The following is a 19,323-nucleotide window of genomic DNA, read 5'->3' on the forward strand; positions in this document are numbered from 1 at the left end:
AGAGTCGACGGTACCCGCATGGAGACGAAGGAGGACCCGCCGGTGAAGCGTTCGTGAATGACACGCCGCCGCCGTCGATCGGGCAGATGCTGGAGTGGGATACCTCATCCCTCCCGCTTCTTCCTGCCCTGGGAGTTGTTCTTGCACTCTGGTATTGGACTGGCGCTCAGCGAGTTCGCGCGAGTGGGCGACCATGGCCGTGGCATCGGACAGCGTGTTTCCTCGGTGGGTGCCTGCTGCTGATCGCGGTGACCGGACTGAAGGTCGAGAGCTACGGCTACGAACTCTTCAGCGTCTGGATGTTCCAACACCTGACGCTCTCGATGGCGATCCCGCCGCTCTGGGTACTGGGCTCGCCGGGACTGCTGCTACTACGTTCGACGCCGCACCGAGGAATAGGAAAAGGCATTCTCGCGCTTGCCCTCTCGGCATTGCGCAGCCGTCCGGCGCGGTGGATGCTGCACCCCGGGTTCACGATCCCGGTATTTCTGTTCAGCTACTACGGGATCTACCTGTCGCCGATCTTCGACACCGTCTCGGCGTTACCGGCTGGACACGTCTTTCTCGAGATCTTCTTTCTCGCCAGCGGTCTGCTCTTCATCATGCCGGTGCTCGCCACCGGCCCACTGCCGGTGCGACAGAGCTACCTCGGCCGGTGTTTCGACCTGTTCGTGGAGATGCCGCTGCACGTGTTCATCGGCGTCGTACTCATGATGGCGACAAAGCCGCTGCTGACCACGTTCGTGGATCCGCCTCCGGAGTGGGGCGTGGACGTGATGCAGGATCAGCAGCTGGCGGGCGCCCTCGCGTGGTCGTACGGAGAGCCCGTCGCGCTGGTGGTGGTCGTGATCTTCGCGATGCGCTGGAACCGCGACGACAAACGGATGAATGCCGACCTGGACCGCCGCGCCGAGATCGACGGCGACAGTGATCTTGAGGCGTACAACAATTTCCTCAGATCACTGAACGCCGCCGAGCGGCCTGAGACTCGGTAGGCCGGTGGCCCTCAGACGCCGCCGCCGGCGGGCGTCGGCGCCATTGCGTCGGCAGCGGCCGGGGTGTTCATCTCGCGTGCGACAAACGTTTCGAGGTGGAACAGGTTGTCGCCGGCGCGGTCGACGATGGTGAGAAGTGTTGTCATGCTTGCCACTTCCTCGACCTGTTCCTTGAGGAACCACTGCATGAACTGCTCGCCCAGGTAGTCGCCGGTATCGCGCGCGGTGCGTGCCAGCTGCGTGATCTGCTCCGTGACCGTCTTCTCCTGCTCGAGTGCCAACTCGACCGGAGCCCGGACACTGTCGAACTTCGTCACGACGTCGTCGATGCCCGGAACGTCCACGTCGAGGTCGTTGTCGAGCAGGTACTGGATCATCATCATCGCGTGACCGCGTTCCTCGGTGGCCTGGCTGTAGAAGCGCGCGGCCATCTGCGGAAGATCGTGTGCATCGAAGTACACCGCTACCGCGATGTACTGCTGCGATGCAGTGAACTCGTTACGGATCTGCTGACGCAGCAGAGTGGTGAATTCGCTCGAGTTCTTCGCCTGTGTCATCCCAACAGGTTACTGGGTCGTCGCCGCTGAGAGGGAGCTACTTCTTGTCGAGCTGATCGATGACGAAGCCGACAGTTTCCGGTCGGTACCCGTAGACGAACGAGTCCTTTTCGCCGACGTACCAATCGCCGCACTGCAAAGAACTGCCCTTCTCGACCCCCGTCGGCCACCACTGTGCGGACAACGATGCGGGACGAGTTTCGACGGTGGGTCGTGCGATGCAGCTGTTGTGATCTATCTCCGCGATGTTCGCAGTCATTCGCAGGATGCGTTCGTTGCCGGTGGTGCGGATGACCTCGTCGATACCCGTCGCGCCGGCGGGAACCCAACTCGGCAGTGTGTCGATTCCGTTGGATGCTTGTGCAAAAGAGAAGGTTTCGGTTTTCTTGTACGCCTTGGAGTCGTCGAACTTCTCGAAGGTTCCGGAGCAGGACGTCACGAGTGCAGCAGCTCCGACGGCGGCGGCAACGACGGCGAGAGTGCGGAATCGGCGGTGTGTTGTGTTCATACCTTCACGGTATTTTTCGGCGGGCCGTTCCGCGTCCTGCCGGAAAGCGATTTGTTCGCCGGGCCTGTCCTCCCGCGGTACTACCGGAACTCAGGGCAATTACCCCGTCGTGATCAGATCCTGTGGAATCTGCTGATCGTTGGCCAGGGCGTCGAAGAACTGCGAAGCGCGCGCCTTGTCCCACAACAACACGTTGCCCGACCCGTCCACGTCCTCGAAACCGGCGACCGGAACCGTCGTGGTGGTCATCCCGCCGCGAAGCGCCCAGGCGAGTGAGGCCAGATTCCAGATGTGATCGCCTTCGTCGACCTGTAGAGACTTGGCGGTATCCGAGACGAGTGGCCACAACCGGAACGGATTGAGGAACGTGGTCGGACTCGTCGCCTTCGACAGCAACGCCGACATGAACTGGCGCTGGTTGTTCATGCGGTCGAGGTCGGCGAGCGCCGTCGCGCGAGTTCGCACGAACCCGAGTGCGTCCGAACCCTTCAAGTCCTGGCATCCGGCGGGGAGGTTGATCCCGGCCAGCGGATCGTCGATCGGCTGTGCCAGGCACACGTTGACGCCACCGACGGCGTCGACGATGCCGGCGAACCCGCTGAATCCGATCTCGGCGTAGTGGTCGATGCGAAGCCCCGTTGCCTCTTCGACGGTCTGCACGAGCAATGGAGCGCCACCGAAGGCGAAGGCGGCGTTGATCTTGTCGGAGCCGTAGCCGGGAATCGGAACGTACGAATCGCGAGGGATGCTGACCATGGTCGTCTTCCCACTTTTGGGGACGTGGACCAAGATGACCGTGTCAGTGCGCTTGGGACCGGTGTCGCCGCCCGTCGCAAGGGCTTGCTCCTGCTCTGGGGTGAGCCCCTCACGACTGTCGGACCCGACGATCAGCCAGTTCGTGCCCGGAGTATCGGCGACGCGTCCCGCGTAGTCGGGCAGCGCGTCGATTCGATTGAGCGAACTGTCGACGTAGTAGATCGCGCCGGCCAGCGCGAGCAGCAAGACCAACAACGTGATGCCGATACGTCTACCCCAGCTACGACGCTTGCGGGGGCGGCGCTGCTTCGGAGGTTCTGGAGGGCGCGGCGGGGCGTTCGGCGGGGTTCGGCGCGGCGGTGCGGGCGCGTACTTCGCCTGGCGCTGCGGATCCTGACGCGGCGGCCCCTGCCTGCGCGGGTCGTCCTGAAACGGTTGCGGGCGCTGGGTCGGCGCCCAGTCCTCACGCCTGGGCTGCTGCGGCGCTTGTGGTGGGACCTGTGACCAGGCCTGATTGGCCGGATTCTGCTGCTGCGGGCGTCCGTCGCGGCGAATGACCGTCGGCCCTTCCGGCGGCATCGGTGGACGCCGCTGCGGGGGTGGGCCCTGACGGGGTGGATTCTGGCGTGGAGGGTTCTGCCTCGGAGGCATCGGTCCACGCGGAGGTGGCCCTGGCGGCTGGCGCCGCGGAGGGCGCTGAGGATATTCGGAGTCGCCGGTCACCAGTTCACGGTACCGGTCACGGCAGCCAGGAGACGTGATCGCGCAGGAGGGCGTAACCGATGAACGCCACCATGTCGATGAGAGCGTGGGCGATGACCAGCGGCCAGAGTTTCCCGGTGCGCTGCCAGTACCGGCCGAACACGAGCCCCATGATCACGTTTCCGACGCCGCCACCGAACCCCTGATAGAGGTGGTAACTGCCGCGCAGGAGTGACGACGCGAGCAGTGATTTGTTCTCGCTCCAACCCAGCGTTCGGAGGCGAGTGATCAGGTAGGCGACGACCAGCACCTCTTCGGCACCGGAGTTCGCGATCGCGGACAGTACGAGGATCGGCACCCGCCACCAGTGATCGTCGAGCGCACTGGCCTGGACGGTGAGGTTGATGCTCAGTGCCTGAGCCACGAGATAGAACAGCAGACCGGGGAGACCGATCACAGCGGCGAGGCCGAATCCCGGTGCTATGTCGCGCCCGAATCGAGGCTTGGGGGTCAGTCCCGCAGCACGTGGACCGATCCCCGAACGCCACAGTAGATAGAGTCCCAGCGCTGCCCACGCGAGAAGCTTTGCGACGCCCAGCAATTGGCGTGCCAGGTCGATCCAGTCGATGGCGGCCCGCGACGGGTTGAGTGCAACCGTCTGATCCGAGAGCGCAACCGGCGTCGCCAGGGATTCGGCGAGCGAGAGGATCCCGGACAATCCGCTGAGTCCGAACGTGACCAGCAGAACGATGGTGATCTCGATCCAGACTCCGCGTCTGGCGGTCGGATCGAGGGCCGGGCCGGCCGGGACGGGAGTCGGCGGCCGTAACCACGTGCGGACGGTTTCGCGGGCATTCACCCGCGCAACGCTAGCCGTTTGATGCGCCGCCTGATCGGAGGCCGTTGAGGAAAGGGCACCCGACCAGCATGCGGATGGCGCGGCTCAGCGCGGGAGCGTCGTCGACGGGGTTGGCGAACGGCATCCACACGTCGCGGTCACCGGTGTGATCCTCGACCCGCAGGCGAAGTCCGTAGCGGTCGATGCCGAGTGGGCGAACGCGTCCGGTGCGCATGTACGGGGGAAGCTTGCGCACGAGCAGGTCCACGAGGTCGCGGTGGTCTTCGTCGAGATGCTGCAGCCATGCGGTCTCCATTTCCCAGAAGGGATCGGGGCTGGCGTTCAGCAACTCGTCCACGGCGACGGGTTCTGCCCCCGTTGAATCAGCGACTACAGCCGAGGCCAGGCTCAAGCGAAGGAGGACCGAGGTGTGGCCGATGTCGAGGAGCCCCGGGTGGGGATGTTCGGATGCGACGTCGTCGGCGAGAACGCGTGCCTCGTAGTCGGGCACGGCGTGTAACGAGCCGCGAAGCCACACGAGGGAGCGCACGGGCTCACGCAGACGCAGTGGTGCGTGATCGGTGATCTCGAGGACGGCAGGCAGGCCGCCGCCGCCGGAGTTCCAGGCCAGAGCCGCAGCAGCGGAGGCATGTGGGACTGCAACGACGACGTCACCGTTCGAACGCAGGTGATGCACCGACGTGACGGTGGGATCGCTGCCTTCGATGGCGAGAACTGCGTCTTGTGCGCGCACACAGGCGCTGCGGACGCGTTCGGCGGTGGACGGGCCGGTGCTGGTCTTCGTTGCCATGCTGCCCCCTTGGCGGGTGTTCTCTCGAACTCCATCGGATGATGAGGTAACCCTAACCTAAGGCGCTTCGGTGTGAATCGCAAGACTTTTGCGCAACTCGCGTGGAATCCGCCGCCTGCGCCGGGGTTACGGTTTGTCTGTGGCCATTCCTCTCTCACTCGGGCTGCCCGCCCCGAGAAACTCGCGCGGACTCCTCGAAGCACTCTTTCTCCCGGTTGTTCCGGCGTCGGCTCTGATCGGTGGCGAAGCAGCAGGCCGGGTTGTCGTCCGTCTCGATATCGATCCGGAAGAACTGCGTGCGGACACGGAAGCGTCGTACGAGGCCGTCCGATTCGACGTCGACGTCACCACCGACCAGATCGACGACGCGATCGCGCTGCGCCTGCCCGCTCCGCTCGCTGTGTACGTCGACGGCGGCGAAGAGGATCTGACACCCGCCGAAGCGGCGCTGCGTCTGTGCGAAGGTGGCCGGATCCCCGGACTCGCCGCCGGTCTTACGCCCACCGAAGTGGCTGATTTCCTGGCGGTACTCGCGCACGAGTCCGTCGGTTTCGTAGCCCGCGCGGCCGACGGCGACGAGGTGATCGCCCTGCTGTGTGGCACCGTCGCTGCACTGCGCGGCGACGACGTGCGCGCCGCGATGGTCGATCCGAAGCCGGAAAAACTTGCCGCGCTGATCCCCGAAGCCGCGTCGGCCATGCGTGAGGTGCTGCTCACGATCGAGGTCGCGGATCTGCCTGCGGTGGAAACGGCTTTGCGTGCCGCGGGTTTGCAGTGACCGGCGTGGGTCGGTGCGTAATCTTTTAGGCGTGCCAAGAATCGCGTATTTCGGTCCGTCGGGAACCTTCACGGAGATAGCTCTCGCCCAGTTGGAGGCTGAGGGCGCGTTCGGCGAAACCGTCGAGCGAGTACCGGCAGGCAGTCCGCCGGCGACTCTCGACATGGTTCGCGACGGTTCCGTGGACGGAGCCGTGGTTCCCTTCGAGAACTCGGTGGAAGGCGGCGTAGCTCCGACGCTCGATTCACTCGCTCTCGGTTCGCCGCTGCAGATCGTCGCCGAAACCGATCTGGACGTGAGTTTCTCCATCCTGGTTCGGGCCGGGACCACCGCCGATCAGGTCCGAACGATCGGCGCGTACCCGCATGCGGGCGCGCAGGTCCGCGGATGGATCGCCGAGAACCTGCCCCAGGCCGAGGTGGTGTTGGCCTCGTCCAACGCCGGTGCGGCCCTGGATGTGCAGGCCGGAACCGTCGACGCCGGTGTGTCCACGGCTTTGGCCGGTCAGATGCTCGGACTCGAGAGCCTGGCGGACAACGTCGCCGATGTAGGCGGCGCCCGCACACGTTTCGTGTTGGTCACCAAGCCGGCCCCGGTTCCGGCGCGGACCGGTGCCGATCGCACCGCGCTGGTGCTTCACCTCGACAACGCTCCCGGCTCCCTGGTGCGTGCACTCTCCGAATTCGCCGCTCGCGGTATCGATCTGACTCGGATCGAATCACGGCCGATGCGAACGGAATTGGGCACGTACCGGTTCTTCGTGGACTGCGTCGGACACGTCGAGGACTCGCTGGTGGCCGAGGCGATGCGTGCGCTGCATCGTAAATCCGGAGTCCGCTTCCTGGGGTCGTGGGCGACAGCGAATTCGACCGGGCCACAACCTCCTTCGGACGAAGAAGCGATTCGGTGGATCGACGAACTCAAGCATGGAGGGGGAGAACGATGACCGGAAGGCTCATCCTCGTTCGGCACGGTCAGACGGAGGCGAATGTCGCCAAACGTCTCGACACCGCCCTGCCAGGAGCAAAGCTCACGCCGGAAGGGTTGGCGCAGGCCGAGACGTTGGGCATCGGCCTGGCTTCGGCGCCTCCGCTGGCGCTCGTATCGTCCTTGGCTTTGCGTGCTCGGCAGACAGCAGGTTTCGTGGAGCAGGCCGCCGGTGTCTCTCTGGACGTGCGGGACGGATTGCACGAGGTGCAGGCCGGTGACCTCGAAGATCGTACCGACGAGGCCGCGCACCGACTGTTCATGGAGACGTTCCATCACTGGCACACCGGCAACCTCGGCGCTCGCATCCCCGGTGGTGAAACGGGATACGACGTCCTGGAGCGGTACGTCCCCGTCGTCAATGCGTTGCGCGAAGAATTTCTCGAAGGCTCACGAGACGTCGGCGACATCGTCGTGGTCAGTCATGGTGCAGCGATCCGTCTTGTCGCAGCCCAGCTTGCCGGTGTCCCCGGTCTGTTCGCAGCCAACAACCACTTGGCCAACACCGAGACCGTCGAACTGTTGCCTTCGGTCGACGGCGGTTGGGAGTGCCTGCGCTGGGGAACCGTCAACCCGCCGTTCGAGCACCGACTCATCCCCGGTGCCGACGACGTGATGGGCTGACGGCCGGCTTCACCACCAACCGGTCTGGACGCTCAGTTGGCGCCCGAGTTCAGCGGACAGCGTGCTCACGTAGCTGGCTGTCAGGTGGTGGGAATCGTGATACACCAATACATTTCCCTCCACGACGCGGCACAACTCCGGTCCGCAGACGCCGTCGCTGAGGTCGAGTAGACGGACGTTGGTCAGATCGCCGATCGCCGACGGCGCCGGATTGACGTCGCTGAGCATTTCGGACCGTGGCATCGCGCAGTGATCGGGTGACGTGGTTGTCGCCAGACAGTCGATCGCGCGGTAGGCGACGCCGTCGTGGTGCAACCACGGGGTATCGCGGATGGCGAGCACGTCGATACCGTCGCGCCCCAGTTCCTCCCACACGTGTACGTAAGACTCGGGCGTCACGTCGCCAGGGCCGTCGGAACTCGGCCTGGTTGCCGTCGTGAACACGAAATCGGGTGAGGCGTCGGCCAACTCGGTCAGCACTCCACGCGACCAGTCGACGCAATCCGGATAGTCGTTGTCCGACAACGTCTGCATGGAGTCGATGGTGAGCGGGCAGCCCATCTTCAGATACGTGTCGACGCGGAACCCGTGACTCTTGCCGAGTTCGTCGAGTGCAGTGAGCCAGTGCTCGGAGTGCGAACCACCTGCGAGGGCGATGGTTCTGTCGGCGTCGGCGTCGCCGTAGGTGCAGTGGACGACGTCCCGCTCGAGAAAATCGGCGATACAGCCGTCGAGCGTACTGGCCGGAAGGTCCAGTGGCGCATCGAAGATCGAGGGAACCATCGACGCCTTGGGTACTTCGGCACCGTCGGTGAGCGCGAGTGCGCCGGGATGGGTCAAGAGGTCGAGGGTGTCGACTGCCCGCTGGCCCGTCGTCTGGCTGCTCGCGTACGACTGCCAGGCGACCGAAGCGGCGAGGACCACGGCAGCGGTGACGACGCAAGCCAGGACGGTGTACCGGCGCGAGCGGCCTCCACGTTCCACCGGAACCTCGATCAGGCGCCGGAGTGCAAGCGCCCCCGCGACGGAGAGGGCGATGATCAGTGCCCCGCCGAGCAGGCCGGCTTCGGGGCGTCCGGTGATGACGAGTGCAAACACCAGAATCGGCCAGTGAATCAGGTACAGCGCGAATGCGAACGAGCCGAGCCACGTCAGTGCCGGATGGGCAAGAGTCTTCGACGTCCAAGGCGTGTCGTCGCCGACTCCGGACAGGATCAGCGCAAGAGTGGCCAGCACCGGCACCAGCGCCCACGGGCCGGGGAACTGCTGGGCGCCGTCGAGCACTATGCCGCACAACAGGATCGACGAAAGCCCCGCCCAGCCGATCGTTGCTCTGACCGAGAACGGCAGGGATGCGATCTGCCGACTGCGTGTGCTGGTCATCAGAACGGCCAGCAGACCACCGAGGGCCAATTCCCACAACCTGGCGCCGGAGTCGTAGTACGCCCAGGCTTGGTGACGCGAAGATTTGGCGAGTGCGTAGAGAAAAGATCCTGCGGTCAGAACCAGAAGGGTGACCGCGAGTGACGGGCGGAAATAGTTGGGATTCACGCGTGAAGCGACATAAGCGATCACGGAGACCAGTGCGATGGCCAGGAGATAGAACTGACCTTGTACGGCCATCGACCACAGGTGCTGCAGGGGAGTGACCGAGCCGTCGGCGGCCAGGTAGTCGCTTGCGGTGCTGGCGAGCTGCCAGTTCTGGAAGAACCCGAGCACCGCGATCAGTTGATCGCCCAGATCGGCCCAGCGTGTGCGTGGCAGCAGCAACGCGGTCCCCAGTGCGGTCAAAATGCTGACCACCGCGATCAGGGGGAACAGCCGCAGAAACACCCGCCGCAGTGCCGGGACCGGGTTGAGTGAACCCCCGGCTTCGGCGCGTCGAACCAGTGAGCCGACGAAGAAGTATCCGGACAGAACCAGGAAGACGTCCACCCCGCCCGATACCCGTCCGAACCACACGTGGAACACGACCACCAAACCGATGGCGAGGCCACGCAGTCCGTTCAGGTCTTGTCGGTGCGGTGTTGTTGCCCGTTCTTCGTTCGGCCGGTCGATCGTGGCGACCGAGCCTTGTTCGCTCGGTGACGACGGTTGACGCGAGAACTGCATGCTGAAGTAAGGCTCCGGGCGTTGAAGGGACGCCCCGAGGTTACCCGGAAGTCTCCGGCGCCGATTCCTCGAGTTCCGTTACCAGAGCGTTCACGGCTTGTCGGAGGCGATGGGATGTTCCGGAACTGATGGACGTCCATTCTGTGCCGTCGGCGGCCCGAGTGGTCGAACCGACCAGCCGACCCGACAAGGTGTCGTACACAGTCACTGCGCCGGTCATGAGCGTCGTCGCTCCCAAACTGTGTGGTATTCCGACCAATTCGGCGAAGGCGGTGCATGTGACGATTGCGCTACCCAGTTGGCGCGCGTCGTCTTCGGGTATTCCGGCGTTGATCAAGGCCGAGGTTACGCTGCCTGCATCCGGGCCGGCGCCGAATGCCAGGCTGAGCATCTCGGTCGGTGCGTTGATCACGGCAATCGGCATTGCTTCGGCGCTGCCGAGCGCGGTGACAACGGGTGCAGTCGGTTCGGCGGTGACGCTGCGCAATGCGAACGAAGAATCAGTTGAAGTCGCTTCGACACAAAGGAATTCGCCCTGCGCGACGCAGAGGCGTGAAATGCTTCCGCCGACATGCCGACGCAGCGCCAACTCCCATTTGGGGTGGGTCAGGACGCGCAGGCGGGCACTGAGGTCGTGATGGATCTCCCCGCCGGGGAGGAGATCGCGCTCGGAGAGTGAATCTGCCGCGGACTGCATCGCCGTACGGTGAGCGCTCGCACTGCCGTGAACCGTCGCGCCACCGAGAACTACCGGAAGCGCATCGAGTCCGAGTCGCTCACGTACATAGTCGATTTCGTCCTGTGACAGGGCGACGACAGGTAAATTCCACCCCTCAGGTGAGGTGCCGAGGTCCACCATCAATGCTCTGCAGTTTCGAGTGCGCCACCGATCACGGACGGGATGACTGTTCGGCCGTCGGCGAAGTGCTCGAAGTGCTTCAGGTAATCGGGTGTGTCGTGCTCGGTCTCGTCTTCAGATTGGGCCGCATGACGGCCGCCGGCGATCGGCGCAGATCCGCCTGCGGTTCGGGCCGGATCCACCTTGACGGTATCCGCGGTGCCCTGAACCGGCGAGGTCACGGGGTTCTGGCGTGTGGCGTTCTGGCCGGTGGAGGGATCAGGAAGAGCGTGCCGACCGGTGCTGCTGCTGCTCGACGACGAGCCCGCGATTGCTCCGGCTCCTGTAGTCGCGGATGCTGCGCTGACCTGTGCCGGTGCCCGACGTGCCGACGGGGTGCCGAACAGTGATGGTGTGGAAGCGCCGGGTCTTGCGCCGCCGAGTCCCGCGCCGCCCAGTCCGGTGAGTCCTGCTCCTGCCGTCGCGAGAGCTGATGCGGCAGTGGTGGCGCCTGTGACTGCGGTGGTGGTGGTGGCGCTGGCTGCGGTGGCAACTCCACCGGAGATGGCACCGGCCTGTGAGGCAGCGGCGGCAAATACCGGGTTGGAAACTACGGATGCGACAGCAGCGGTGGCGGCGCGCACGGGATCCGCGATTGCGTCAGCGAGCGTGGATGCCGCTTGCACGACGGACTGTCGTGCGGCGCTGCCTGGGCTTTCGGCCGAAGCGGATGCCCCAGCTGTGGGTTCCGCGATGGACGGTGGTGAGTCGAAGTTCTGCTGCACGGCCAGATGGGCCGTTGCGGCGTCGTACGTTTCCATTGTCACCGCCGCTCGAATTTTGAGAGCTTCTTCGGCAGCCTCGGCTGCAGCGGCTCCGCCTACCAGCGCCCCGCCGATGGAATACGCGGCGACCTTGGCCGCTTGAACTGCTGCAATCTCGGCCAGGGACGGCATGGCGAGGGTGGCAACCGTGTATGAACCGGACTGTACTTGGGCTTTACCTGCAGTTTCTCCCGCGAGCAACGCGGCAGCAGCAGCCCATTCCTGAAACGGCGCGAACTTGCTCAATGCGGCATCCGCTGCTTCTCCGGACCACCCGGTGCGAAGGTCCGCCATCACGCGAGAGATTGATGCAGCGGTGTCGGTCAGTCCGGACGACACGGTGGACCAGGCTCCGGCCGCCACGCCGAGAGGGACCGGCCCGGCTCCGGCGACCAGTGCTGCGGAGTTGGGTGCTGCGCCCCGTGGATACCAGATGACGCCGGTGATGCCGACCATTGTTCTTCCCCCCAGGAAGTGTGACTGTGTTGCCGAGTTACCGAGCTCGATTTCTGTCGATCAGATCGGTGCGGCTGCCAGGCTGGACTTGGTGAGCTGGTCTTCGAGCTCGTAGGCAGCTGCATTCTTGCGCAGAGCTGCCGCAGCCGCGGTGAGCTCCTCGATTGCCCGATCGGTGGACGAGGCAAGGCTGCCCGAGATGGTGTTGAAGTAATTTGCCGCGCTACCGGACACTTCTTCGGATCCCGCTGGGAGAACGCGTAGCGTCGGCTGCGCAGTAGAGACGATTCCGCGCAATCGCGTCGCCGCGGACTCGAGTTCCATTGCGGCGGCAACTAGGGCTTGAGGGTCGACGTGCATAGTGCCGAACTCCTTCCTGACCAGGGCGGATAAGTGGTCGGGAGGCCGTGCGCACAGCCGTCGATATCCCCCCGCACATACTTTGATGCATACCGCCCGCTTTTGGTTCCCCCCGAAATCGGACGACTTTGCCCTCAGCCCCAGCCGAGTTCGTGCAATCTGTCTTCTTCGATGCCGAAGTAGTGCGCGATCTCGTGGATGACGGTCACGGCAACCTCGTGAACAACCTCGTCCTCGGATGCGCAGATGTCGAGTATCGAATCGCGGAAAATAGTGACCGTGTCCGGCAGGTACCCACCGTAATGAGAATCCCGCTCGGTCAGAGCGACGCCCTGATACAAACCGAGCAGCCCCGGTTCTTCCTCGTCACGTGCTTCGACAAGCACCACGACATTGTCGATTGCCTTGGCAAGTTCGGGCGGAATCAGATCGAGCGCCTCGCCGACCAGTTCCTCGAACCGGTCGGGCGTCATAGTTACCGTCATGGCTTACGACGGCGGAGCTGCGCCGGGCAACGGCGTCGGCAACGACCGACCTTCCGGTGCAGCGGGTGGCGGGACCGGAGCGGCGCCGTTGATCAGGATGTCGCCCTTGGCGCTTCCGGTGATCGCGGCAAACCCGCCGGTTTCGACCTCTTTGCCGATCGAACAATTGACTCGGCGGCTGCCGGCCAACCAGCTTTCCAGTGAAATGTTGTCCCAGAACAGTGTCAGCGTCTTGTCGCGAAGCGCGTCTGCGGAACCAAGGTACTCGTTGGACGCCTGAGTGCAGACGCCCTCGAGATAGCGGTCCTGATCTTCGACCGACGGCATTGCGCCCGGGAATTGAGTGCCGAGGTCTATCACCGAAATAACCTCGTATGCATGCGGTTTCGCGCAATCGACCGGATCGGTGGGGAGGTTCTGGTTGATGCCGATGCACGTGCCGACGTCCCACACGTTCGACTGGTCCTGGTCCGCCACGCGGCCAACGAACGGTTGTAGCTCGCCGGTCGTGGTCGAGAACTGCAACCCGCAACGCAGTGCGCGCTCGCCCGAAGCCCAACCCGATTCACTCGGGAACATCAAGCCGACGCTGAACTTGCCCTTGGGATCGAATTTCGAATCGAGGTAGGACATGACGATGGGTGTGCAGTGCTCGTCGCGTAGTTCGGCGAATCGAAGGGCGCCCGGGTACCGGGAACCGGGGCCGAACTCGGCACCCGGGAACACCGAGAGGTCGAGTGGTCCGGCTACCTCGAAGCGGTGTTCAGTTCCGCACTGAACCTTCGACATGTCCGTGCGGTCTCCGCCCGACTCGGTCGCAGGCGTCCAGTTGAGACAGTCGCCGGCCGCAGCCGCGGTGAAGGCGTCGTCGCGAGTCGATCCCGTCGCTGCGGGACCACCGCCACTGACACTGACCGAGGACGAGTCGTCCTTGTTCAATCCACCGGAAATCGCGATCGTTGCGATCGCGGCGACCACCGCACCTACCGCCACAGCAGCCAGGACCCGACGGGTGCGACTCGCGGAGACAGTTTTCTTCGCCGGCGTCCCCTGGGGATCTGCCGGATCTGGCGACTTCTCGATCTTGTCTTCGGACATCGATTCCATCATGCCTGTTGCCGTGGCGATATCGAACCTTCACTACAAAACTCACAATCGCGTCTGTGAGTATTTTGTAGTCATGAGCGAAAACACCCCACTCGATCCCGAGGCTGTCGAGCTGGCGGGCCGGCTCTTCGACATGGCACGAACCGGTGATGCAGCCGGGCTGGCGTCGTACGTCGATGCCGGAGTTCCCGTCAATCTGACCAACGAGAGTGGCGACACGCTCGTCATGTTGGCGGCGTACCACGGTCACGCTGACGCCGTCGTTGCCCTGATCGAGCGCGGCGCCGACGTCAACCGGCCCAACGACAAGAACCAGACGCCCCTTGCCGGAGCGGTCTTCAAGGGTGAGGATGCGGTGGTGAAAGCGCTGGTGAGCGGGGGAGCCGACCCGAAAGGTGGACACCCGACTGCCGTCGACGCGGCTCGGATGTTCGGACGCGAGGACTACCTGAGTCTGCTCGAATCGTGATCTCTCCCTCTCCGACGTGGACGTGACCGTCGGAGAGCTGCAGTGAGTGGGTAAAGTTCGAAGTCGTGATTGACCTCAAGTTTCTCCGTGAGAACCCCGAAATCGTCCGCGAGTCGCAGCGCACCCGTGGAGAAGATCCAGGACTGGTCGACGCTCTGCTCGAAGCCGACGCGTCCCGACGCGCTGCCGTTCTGACCGGAGACAACCTCCGTGCAGAGCAGAAGGCCTTCGGCAAGAAGGTCGGACAGGCATCTCCGGAGGAGCGTCCCGCACTGCTCGAAGGTTCCAAGGAACTGGCGGCAAAGGTCAAGGAAGCCGAGGCCGCGCAGCACGAGGCGCAGGCCGCGCTCGACGCCGCACACCGCGCGATTTCCAACGTCGTACAAGAAGGTGCGCCGGCGGGCGGCGAGGACGATTACATCGTTCTCGAACACGTCGGTGAGATTCCGAAGTTCGACTTCGAGCCGAAGGATCACCTCGAGCTGGGCGAGTCGCTCGGCCTGATCGACATGGAACGCGGCGCCAAGGTTTCGGGTTCGCGCTTCTACTTCATGACCGGCTACGGGGCCATGCTCCAGCTCGGACTGCTGCAGTTGGCTGCGCAGAAGGCGATCGCCAACGGATTCACGATGATGATTCCGCCGGTGCTCGTACGCCCGGAAATCATGGCCGGTACCGGCTTCCTCGGTGCTCACTCGGACGAGATCTACCACTTGCAGGATGACGACCTGTACCTCGTCGGAACTTCCGAGGTACCCATGGCCGGCTACCACTCGGGCGAGATCCTCGAACTGAACGAAGGCCCGAAGCGCTACGCCGGTTGGTCCTCGTGCTTCCGCCGCGAGGCCGGAAGCTACGGCAAGGACACCCGCGGCATCATCCGTGTCCATCAGTTCGACAAGGTCGAGATGTTCACGTACTGCCGTCCCGAGGACGCCGACGCCGAACACCAGCGTCTCCTAGGGTGGGAGCGAGACATGTTGGCGGCCATCGACGTTCCGTACCGCGTGATCGACGTCGCCGGCGGAGACCTCGGTTCTTCGGCTGCGCGTAAGTTCGACTGCGAGGCATGGGTCCCGACGCAGGGCACCTACCGCGAGCTGACATCGACGTCCAACTGCACGACGTTCCAGGCCCGCCGCCTCGGAGTTCGGTACCGCGACGAGAACGGCAAGCCGCAGACGGCCGCCACTCTCAACGGCACCTTGGCTACGACGCGCTGGATCGTGTCGATTCTCGAGAACCATCAGCAGGCCGACGGCTCGGTGCGAGTGCCCGAGGCATTGGTGCCGTTTGTCGGCACGGATGTGCTTCGCTGACACGCTGAACCAACACAATCAGGGCCGCGACGGACTCCGTCGCGGCCCTTTTCGTACTTTCGTACTGGTAGGTTTGGAACTTTTTCTGAACTGACGAAATATCAACTTTTTCCCGCCGATTGGCGCGGTGACCACCAAAAGCGTTGTCGATGGGCCGCTTTGGCGATAGTTTTGCGTTCAATCGAGTTTCCATACCCTGCTTTTCCATCCCGCGTCTGGTGATACGAGGGTGAGTCCGGGGTGAATTGGACAAGTGTCTTGCCAAAAGTAGTACACGTACTAGTTTTTTCGTTATGTTGTGACGGCGCGCACACGTTTTGTCCGAATCCACTGCTCATGTTTGCCCTTCCGAAGGAAGTGCCCATGCCCCAAATCTCTCAGTTGCGGCGATTCGCCGTGCCCATAACCGGAACCGCCATGGTCGCCGGAATGCTGCTGGTCGGGTCCCCAGCCTCAGCAGTTCAAAGCCAATTCAACTTCTCTACCTCATGCCAGGCGAAAGCACTCATCACTGTCGACAAAGTAACTACGAGTTTTGTCACCGTGGATGCCCCCACATCAGTTGCTCCGGGTGAAACCTTCACTATCCGAATGCAATCCAATGGACAGTCTTTTCCGAACTCGGATTCGGGCGCCACAACAACCAATTTGTCGCGCTTGAAGAACGATTTCGATGTCCCGGCAAATGCCATCTTCATCAGTGCGGCGATCGTGCCCGGAACCTCGTTCAACTTGGAGAACGTCGCTCCCAGTGTCATCCGCATCAACGAGGCTGGAAGCCCTGACGCGGCGGGTCCATATCTCCGAATCTCGGGTAACAACGAGGTGATCGGAAACAGTCCCAGTACCAGCACGAACAGTGAGGGTGGGATCCGCGCACCCAAGACGAAAAAGAACCTCGACGGGAGCACCAACACCAACGGTGACAGTTGGTTCAGGATGCCTGCAATCGATATTACGATGATCGCCGGCGCATCCGGTGTGATTCAGCCGAAGGTCAGAACTGCCGGTGACGCTGCTACATACGGCAACGACAAAAATTTCAATACACAGCTTGCGAAAGCGAGTCTCCTCGGCACGCAATGGGCTCCGACCAGATGCACGCCTCGAGATGCGAAGGGTAGCGCTCTCAACGCTGGTGCAGGTCCACTCGCGACGATCAGCATTGCTTCGGCTCCGGTGGATGTCGAGACCACGACGTCACTCTCGGTTCCGGCTACGGCAATCACGGGTACGGCGGTTGACCTGACCGCGACGGTTGCTCCGAACAACGCTGTCGGCACGGTGCAGTTCAAGTCGAACGGCACTGCAATCGGTTCCCCGGTCACGGTGAGTGGCGGTGTTGCGACTCTGTCGCACGCGTTCGATGCTGCTGGTGCACAGAGTGTTACGGCTGACTTCACTGCTGGTGCAGGGTTTGTGAGTTCGTCGGCGCCTGCTCAGACGGTGACCGTTTCTGATCCGGCTCCGGTGGATGTGGAGACCACGACGTCACTCTCGGTTCCGGCGACGGCGATCACGGGTACGGCTGTTGATCTGACCGCTACCGTGGCTCCGAATACTGCTGTCGGTACGGTGCAGTTCAAGTCGAACGGCACGGCAATCGGCTCCCCGGTCACGGTGACTGGCGGTGTTGCGACTCTGTCGCACGCGTTCGATGCTGCTGGCGCTCAAAGCGTTACGGCTGACTTCACCGCTGGTGCAGGGTTCGTCAGCTCGTCGGCGCCTGCTCAGACGGTGACCGTGTCGGATCCGGCTCCAGTGGATGTGGAGACCACGACGTCGTTGTCGGTTCCCGCGACTGCCATCACGGGTGCGGCGGTTGATCTGACGGCGACGGTTGCTCCGAATACTGCTGTCGGTACGGTGCAGTTCAAGTCGAATGGCGCTGCGATCGGTTCGCCGGTGACGGTGACTGGTGGTGTTGCGACTCTGTCGCACGCGTTCGATGTTGCTGGTGCGCAGAGTGTTACGGCTGACTTCACTGCTGGTGCAGGGTTTGTGAGTTCGTCGGCGCCTGCTCAGACGGTGACCGTTTCTGATCCGGCTCCGGTGGATGTGGAGACGACGACGTCGTTGTCGGTTCCGGCGACTGCCGTCACGGGTACGGCGGTTGATCTGACGGCGACGGTTGCTCCGAATACTGCTGTCGGTACGGTGCAGTTCAAGTCGAATGGCGCTGCGATCGGTTCGCCGGTGACGGTGACTGGTGGTGTTGCGACTCTGTCGCACGCGTTCGATGTTGCTGGTGCACAAAGTGTTACGGCTGACTTCACTGCTGGTGCTGGCTTTGTGAGTTCGTCGGCGCCTGCTCAGACGGTGACCGTTTCTGATCCGGCTCCCGTGGATGTGGAGACGACGACGTCGTTGTCGGTTCCGGCTACGGCGATCACGGGCAGCGCGGTTGATCTGACGGCGACGGTGGCTCCGAACAATGCTGTGGGTACGGTGCAGTTCAAGTCGAACGGCACGGCGATCGGCACTCCGGTGGCAGTCTCCGCGGGTGTTGCGACATTGAGCCATTCGTTCGATGCTGCTGGTGCACAAAGTGTTACGGCTGACTTCACCGCTGGTGCAGGGTTTGTGAGTTCGTCGGCGCCTGCTCAGACGGTGACCGTTTCTGATCCGGCTCCGGTGGATGTGGAGACGACGACGTCGTTGTCGGTTCCGGCTACGGCAATCACGGGCAGCGCGGTTGATCTGACCGCAACGGTGGCTCCGAACAATGCTGTGGGTACGGTGCAGTTCAAGTCGAACGGCACGGCAATCGGTGCACCGGTGACAGTCACGTCCGGTGTTGCGACTCTGTCGCACGCATTCGATGCTGCTGGCGCTCAAAGCGTTACGGCTGACTTCACCGCCGGTGCTGGCTTCGTGAGTTCGTCGGCGCCTGCTCAGACGGTGACGGTGTCGGATCCGGCTCCGGTCGACAAGGCGACAAAGACGGTGCTGAGTGTTCAGGGTGAAGCCAAGGTCGGACTGCCTGTTGATCTCTTCGCGACAGTGTCCGAAGATCCCTCGGACGCCCTGGTGCCTTCCGGCGGAACGGTCCAGTTCAAGATCGGTGGAGTCGATCTGGGCGCCCCGGTCGCGGTTGTTGACGGAGTTGCCAAGCTCCCGCACGTCTTCGGAGCAGAAGGCACCTTTGCAGTCTCGGCTGTATTCAGTGGATCCGGTGTGTTCACGTCGTCCACTGCGGAGTCTGTCGACGTCAATGTCACGGTTCCGACCCCGTCGGATGTCGAAAGCTCTACGTCGTTGACGGCTCCGTCCTCGGCAAAGGTCGGCACGGCGGTGCAGCTGAAGGCTGTGGTCAGTTCTTCCGGCGCGACGTCGGGAACCGTCCAGTTCTTCGACGGAACGACTCCGATCGGAACTGCCGTTGATGTTGTCGGTGGGCAGGCCGTGCTGAGCCACACCTTCACCACGACCGGCAACCATTCGATCACCGCGGTCTACAGCGGAGCCCAGGGCGTCACGGGTTCCACGTCGACTGCATCGGTTGTGAACGTCGGTAACGGGGGTGGTGGCTCCGGTTCGCTCGGTTCGCTGTCGCTGCCGTTCGGTTCATGATTCTCCGATGATGTGATGCCCCCTTGCGCCCATAGGTGCAAGGGGGCATTGCTCTTCGGGAATCGCGGATTGGTCGTTAGCTGAACTATTGGCAATTCGTGAATATTTGTCTGAAATAACTGATACAAGTACTACTTTTGACGGGTACTGTACGAGCGTCCAGCTCCATTCCGATTTCCGCTCTGTTCGAGTGACCTCCTTCCGTGCGGTTCCCGATCCACGTC

18 protein-coding genes are annotated in these 19,323 nt (G+C 63.3%); 7 read left to right on the plus strand and 11 right to left on the minus strand.

Features of this window, described 5'->3' with window-relative positions:
- The first annotated feature begins 53 nt into the window (after positions 1 to 53).
- A complete protein-coding gene (locus tag RHP72_RS01030) occupies positions 54 to 995 on the plus strand; it encodes a cytochrome c oxidase assembly protein (RefSeq protein ID WP_007736006.1) in 942 nt (313 codons plus the stop codon).
- 11 nt (positions 996 to 1,006) lie between these two features.
- Here the strand turns inward: RHP72_RS01030 and RHP72_RS01035 are convergent, their stop codons facing one another.
- From RHP72_RS01035 to RHP72_RS01055, 5 genes are all read right to left on the minus strand, one after another.
- Positions 1,007 to 1,552, minus strand: a complete 546-nt coding sequence (locus RHP72_RS01035; RefSeq protein ID WP_003944176.1) for a ferritin — start codon at positions 1,550 to 1,552, stop codon at positions 1,007 to 1,009.
- A 37-nt stretch (positions 1,553 to 1,589) separates the two neighbouring features.
- The gene (locus RHP72_RS01040; protein ID WP_007736008.1) at positions 1,590 to 2,060 is read right to left on the minus strand and encodes a hypothetical protein; all 471 of its coding nucleotides are present in this window, start codon (positions 2,058 to 2,060) and stop codon (positions 1,590 to 1,592) included.
- A gap of 99 nt (positions 2,061 to 2,159) precedes the next feature.
- Positions 2,160 to 3,395, minus strand: coding sequence for an LCP family protein (locus RHP72_RS01045; protein WP_174519508.1), 1,236 nt, complete (start codon positions 3,393 to 3,395; stop codon positions 2,160 to 2,162).
- 160 nt (positions 3,396 to 3,555) lie between these two features.
- A complete protein-coding gene (locus tag RHP72_RS01050) occupies positions 3,556 to 4,377 on the minus strand; it encodes a CPBP family intramembrane glutamic endopeptidase (protein WP_058227346.1) in 822 nt (273 codons plus the stop codon).
- Between the two features lie 10 nt (positions 4,378 to 4,387).
- Positions 4,388 to 5,167 carry a DUF2470 domain-containing protein gene (locus RHP72_RS01055; protein ID WP_003945406.1) on the minus strand — a complete coding sequence of 260 codons (780 nt, stop codon included), beginning with the start codon at positions 5,165 to 5,167 and terminating at the stop codon, positions 4,388 to 4,390.
- A gap of 139 nt (positions 5,168 to 5,306) precedes the next feature.
- Between RHP72_RS01055 and RHP72_RS01060 the strand changes: the two genes are divergently transcribed.
- From RHP72_RS01060 to RHP72_RS01070, 3 genes are read left to right on the plus strand one after another with little or no spacing between them, the layout of a single operon-like run.
- Positions 5,307 to 5,945, plus strand: a complete 639-nt coding sequence (locus RHP72_RS01060; protein WP_003945395.1) for a hypothetical protein — start codon at positions 5,307 to 5,309, stop codon at positions 5,943 to 5,945.
- A 31-nt stretch (positions 5,946 to 5,976) separates the two neighbouring features.
- On the plus strand, positions 5,977 to 6,891 hold the full coding sequence (gene pheA, locus RHP72_RS01065) for a prephenate dehydratase (protein ID WP_007736017.1): 915 nt from the start codon (positions 5,977 to 5,979) through the stop codon (positions 6,889 to 6,891).
- Complete coding sequence (locus RHP72_RS01070) at positions 6,888 to 7,556, plus strand: histidine phosphatase family protein (protein ID WP_083057958.1); 669 nt, start codon at positions 6,888 to 6,890, stop codon at positions 7,554 to 7,556. The genes pheA and RHP72_RS01070 overlap by 4 nt, the downstream gene beginning before the upstream one ends.
- Before the next feature lie 9 nt (positions 7,557 to 7,565).
- Here the strand turns inward: RHP72_RS01070 and RHP72_RS01075 are convergent, their stop codons facing one another.
- The 6 genes from RHP72_RS01075 to RHP72_RS01100 form a co-directional block, all read right to left on the minus strand.
- Positions 7,566 to 9,668 (minus strand): acyltransferase family protein, encoded by a 2,103-nt coding sequence (locus tag RHP72_RS01075; protein ID WP_269611663.1) that lies wholly within the window; start codon positions 9,666 to 9,668, stop codon positions 7,566 to 7,568.
- A gap of 40 nt (positions 9,669 to 9,708) precedes the next feature.
- A complete protein-coding gene (locus RHP72_RS01080; RefSeq protein WP_003945407.1) occupies positions 9,709 to 10,527 on the minus strand; it encodes an ESX secretion-associated protein EspG in 819 nt (272 codons plus the stop codon).
- A complete protein-coding gene (locus RHP72_RS01085; protein WP_073513207.1) occupies positions 10,527 to 11,786 on the minus strand; it encodes a PPE domain-containing protein in 1,260 nt (419 codons plus the stop codon). Before RHP72_RS01085 ends, RHP72_RS01080 begins: the two co-directional genes overlap by 1 nt.
- Positions 11,787 to 11,846: 60 nt before the next feature.
- Positions 11,847 to 12,146 (minus strand): PE family protein, encoded by a 300-nt coding sequence (locus tag RHP72_RS01090; protein WP_003945399.1) that lies wholly within the window; start codon positions 12,144 to 12,146, stop codon positions 11,847 to 11,849.
- A 134-nt stretch (positions 12,147 to 12,280) separates the two neighbouring features.
- Positions 12,281 to 12,631, minus strand: coding sequence for a metallopeptidase family protein (locus tag RHP72_RS01095; RefSeq protein WP_007736028.1), 351 nt, complete (start codon positions 12,629 to 12,631; stop codon positions 12,281 to 12,283).
- A gap of 3 nt (positions 12,632 to 12,634) precedes the next feature.
- A complete protein-coding gene (locus tag RHP72_RS01100; RefSeq protein ID WP_003945397.1) occupies positions 12,635 to 13,741 on the minus strand; it encodes a septum formation family protein in 1,107 nt (368 codons plus the stop codon).
- Between the two features lie 70 nt (positions 13,742 to 13,811).
- On the opposite strand from RHP72_RS01100, the gene RHP72_RS01105 reads away from it, so the two are divergent.
- The 3 genes from RHP72_RS01105 (at position 13,812) to RHP72_RS01115 (ending at position 19,099) form a co-directional block, all read left to right on the plus strand.
- Positions 13,812 to 14,207, plus strand: a complete 396-nt coding sequence (locus RHP72_RS01105) for an ankyrin repeat domain-containing protein (protein WP_003945404.1) — start codon at positions 13,812 to 13,814, stop codon at positions 14,205 to 14,207.
- A 65-nt stretch (positions 14,208 to 14,272) separates the two neighbouring features.
- Positions 14,273 to 15,526: a serine--tRNA ligase gene (gene serS, locus RHP72_RS01110; protein WP_007736032.1), complete on the plus strand. Its 1,254-nt coding sequence runs from the start codon at positions 14,273 to 14,275 to the stop codon at positions 15,524 to 15,526.
- Between the two features lie 657 nt (positions 15,527 to 16,183).
- The gene (locus RHP72_RS01115; protein WP_311094214.1) at positions 16,184 to 19,099 is read left to right on the plus strand and encodes an Ig-like domain-containing protein; all 2,916 of its coding nucleotides are present in this window, start codon (positions 16,184 to 16,186) and stop codon (positions 19,097 to 19,099) included.
- Positions 19,100 to 19,323: the final 224 nt, after the last annotated feature.

The sequence above is a fragment of the Rhodococcus sp. SG20037 genome, from assembly GCF_031763325.1.
Lineage (GTDB): Bacteria > Actinomycetota > Actinomycetes > Mycobacteriales > Mycobacteriaceae > Rhodococcus_F > Rhodococcus_F qingshengii.

Coding starts and splice junctions, on each gene's coding strand:
- RHP72_RS01100 (WP_003945397.1), bottom strand. CDS start 13,741: ATGATGGAATCGATGTCCGAAGACAAGATCGAGAAGTCGCCAGATCCG.
- RHP72_RS01070 (WP_083057958.1), top strand. CDS start 6,888: ATGACCGGAAGGCTCATCCTCGTTCGGCACGGTCAGACGGAGGCGAAT.
- RHP72_RS01090 (WP_003945399.1), bottom strand. CDS start 12,146: ATGCACGTCGACCCTCAAGCCCTAGTTGCCGCCGCAATGGAACTCGAG.
- RHP72_RS01055 (WP_003945406.1), bottom strand. CDS start 5,167: ATGGCAACGAAGACCAGCACCGGCCCGTCCACCGCCGAACGCGTCCGC.
- RHP72_RS01045 (WP_174519508.1), bottom strand. CDS start 3,395: ATGCCGCCGGAAGGGCCGACGGTCATTCGCCGCGACGGACGCCCGCAG.
- RHP72_RS01095 (WP_007736028.1), bottom strand. CDS start 12,631: ATGACGGTAACTATGACGCCCGACCGGTTCGAGGAACTGGTCGGCGAG.
- RHP72_RS01105 (WP_003945404.1), top strand. CDS start 13,812: ATGAGCGAAAACACCCCACTCGATCCCGAGGCTGTCGAGCTGGCGGGC.
- RHP72_RS01075 (WP_269611663.1), bottom strand. CDS start 9,668: ATGCAGTTCTCGCGTCAACCGTCGTCACCGAGCGAACAAGGCTCGGTC.
- RHP72_RS01080 (WP_003945407.1), bottom strand. CDS start 10,527: ATGGTGGACCTCGGCACCTCACCTGAGGGGTGGAATTTACCTGTCGTC.
- RHP72_RS01040 (WP_007736008.1), bottom strand. CDS start 2,060: ATGAACACAACACACCGCCGATTCCGCACTCTCGCCGTCGTTGCCGCC.
- RHP72_RS01035 (WP_003944176.1), bottom strand. CDS start 1,552: ATGACACAGGCGAAGAACTCGAGCGAATTCACCACTCTGCTGCGTCAG.
- RHP72_RS01085 (WP_073513207.1), bottom strand. CDS start 11,786: ATGGTCGGCATCACCGGCGTCATCTGGTATCCACGGGGCGCAGCACCC.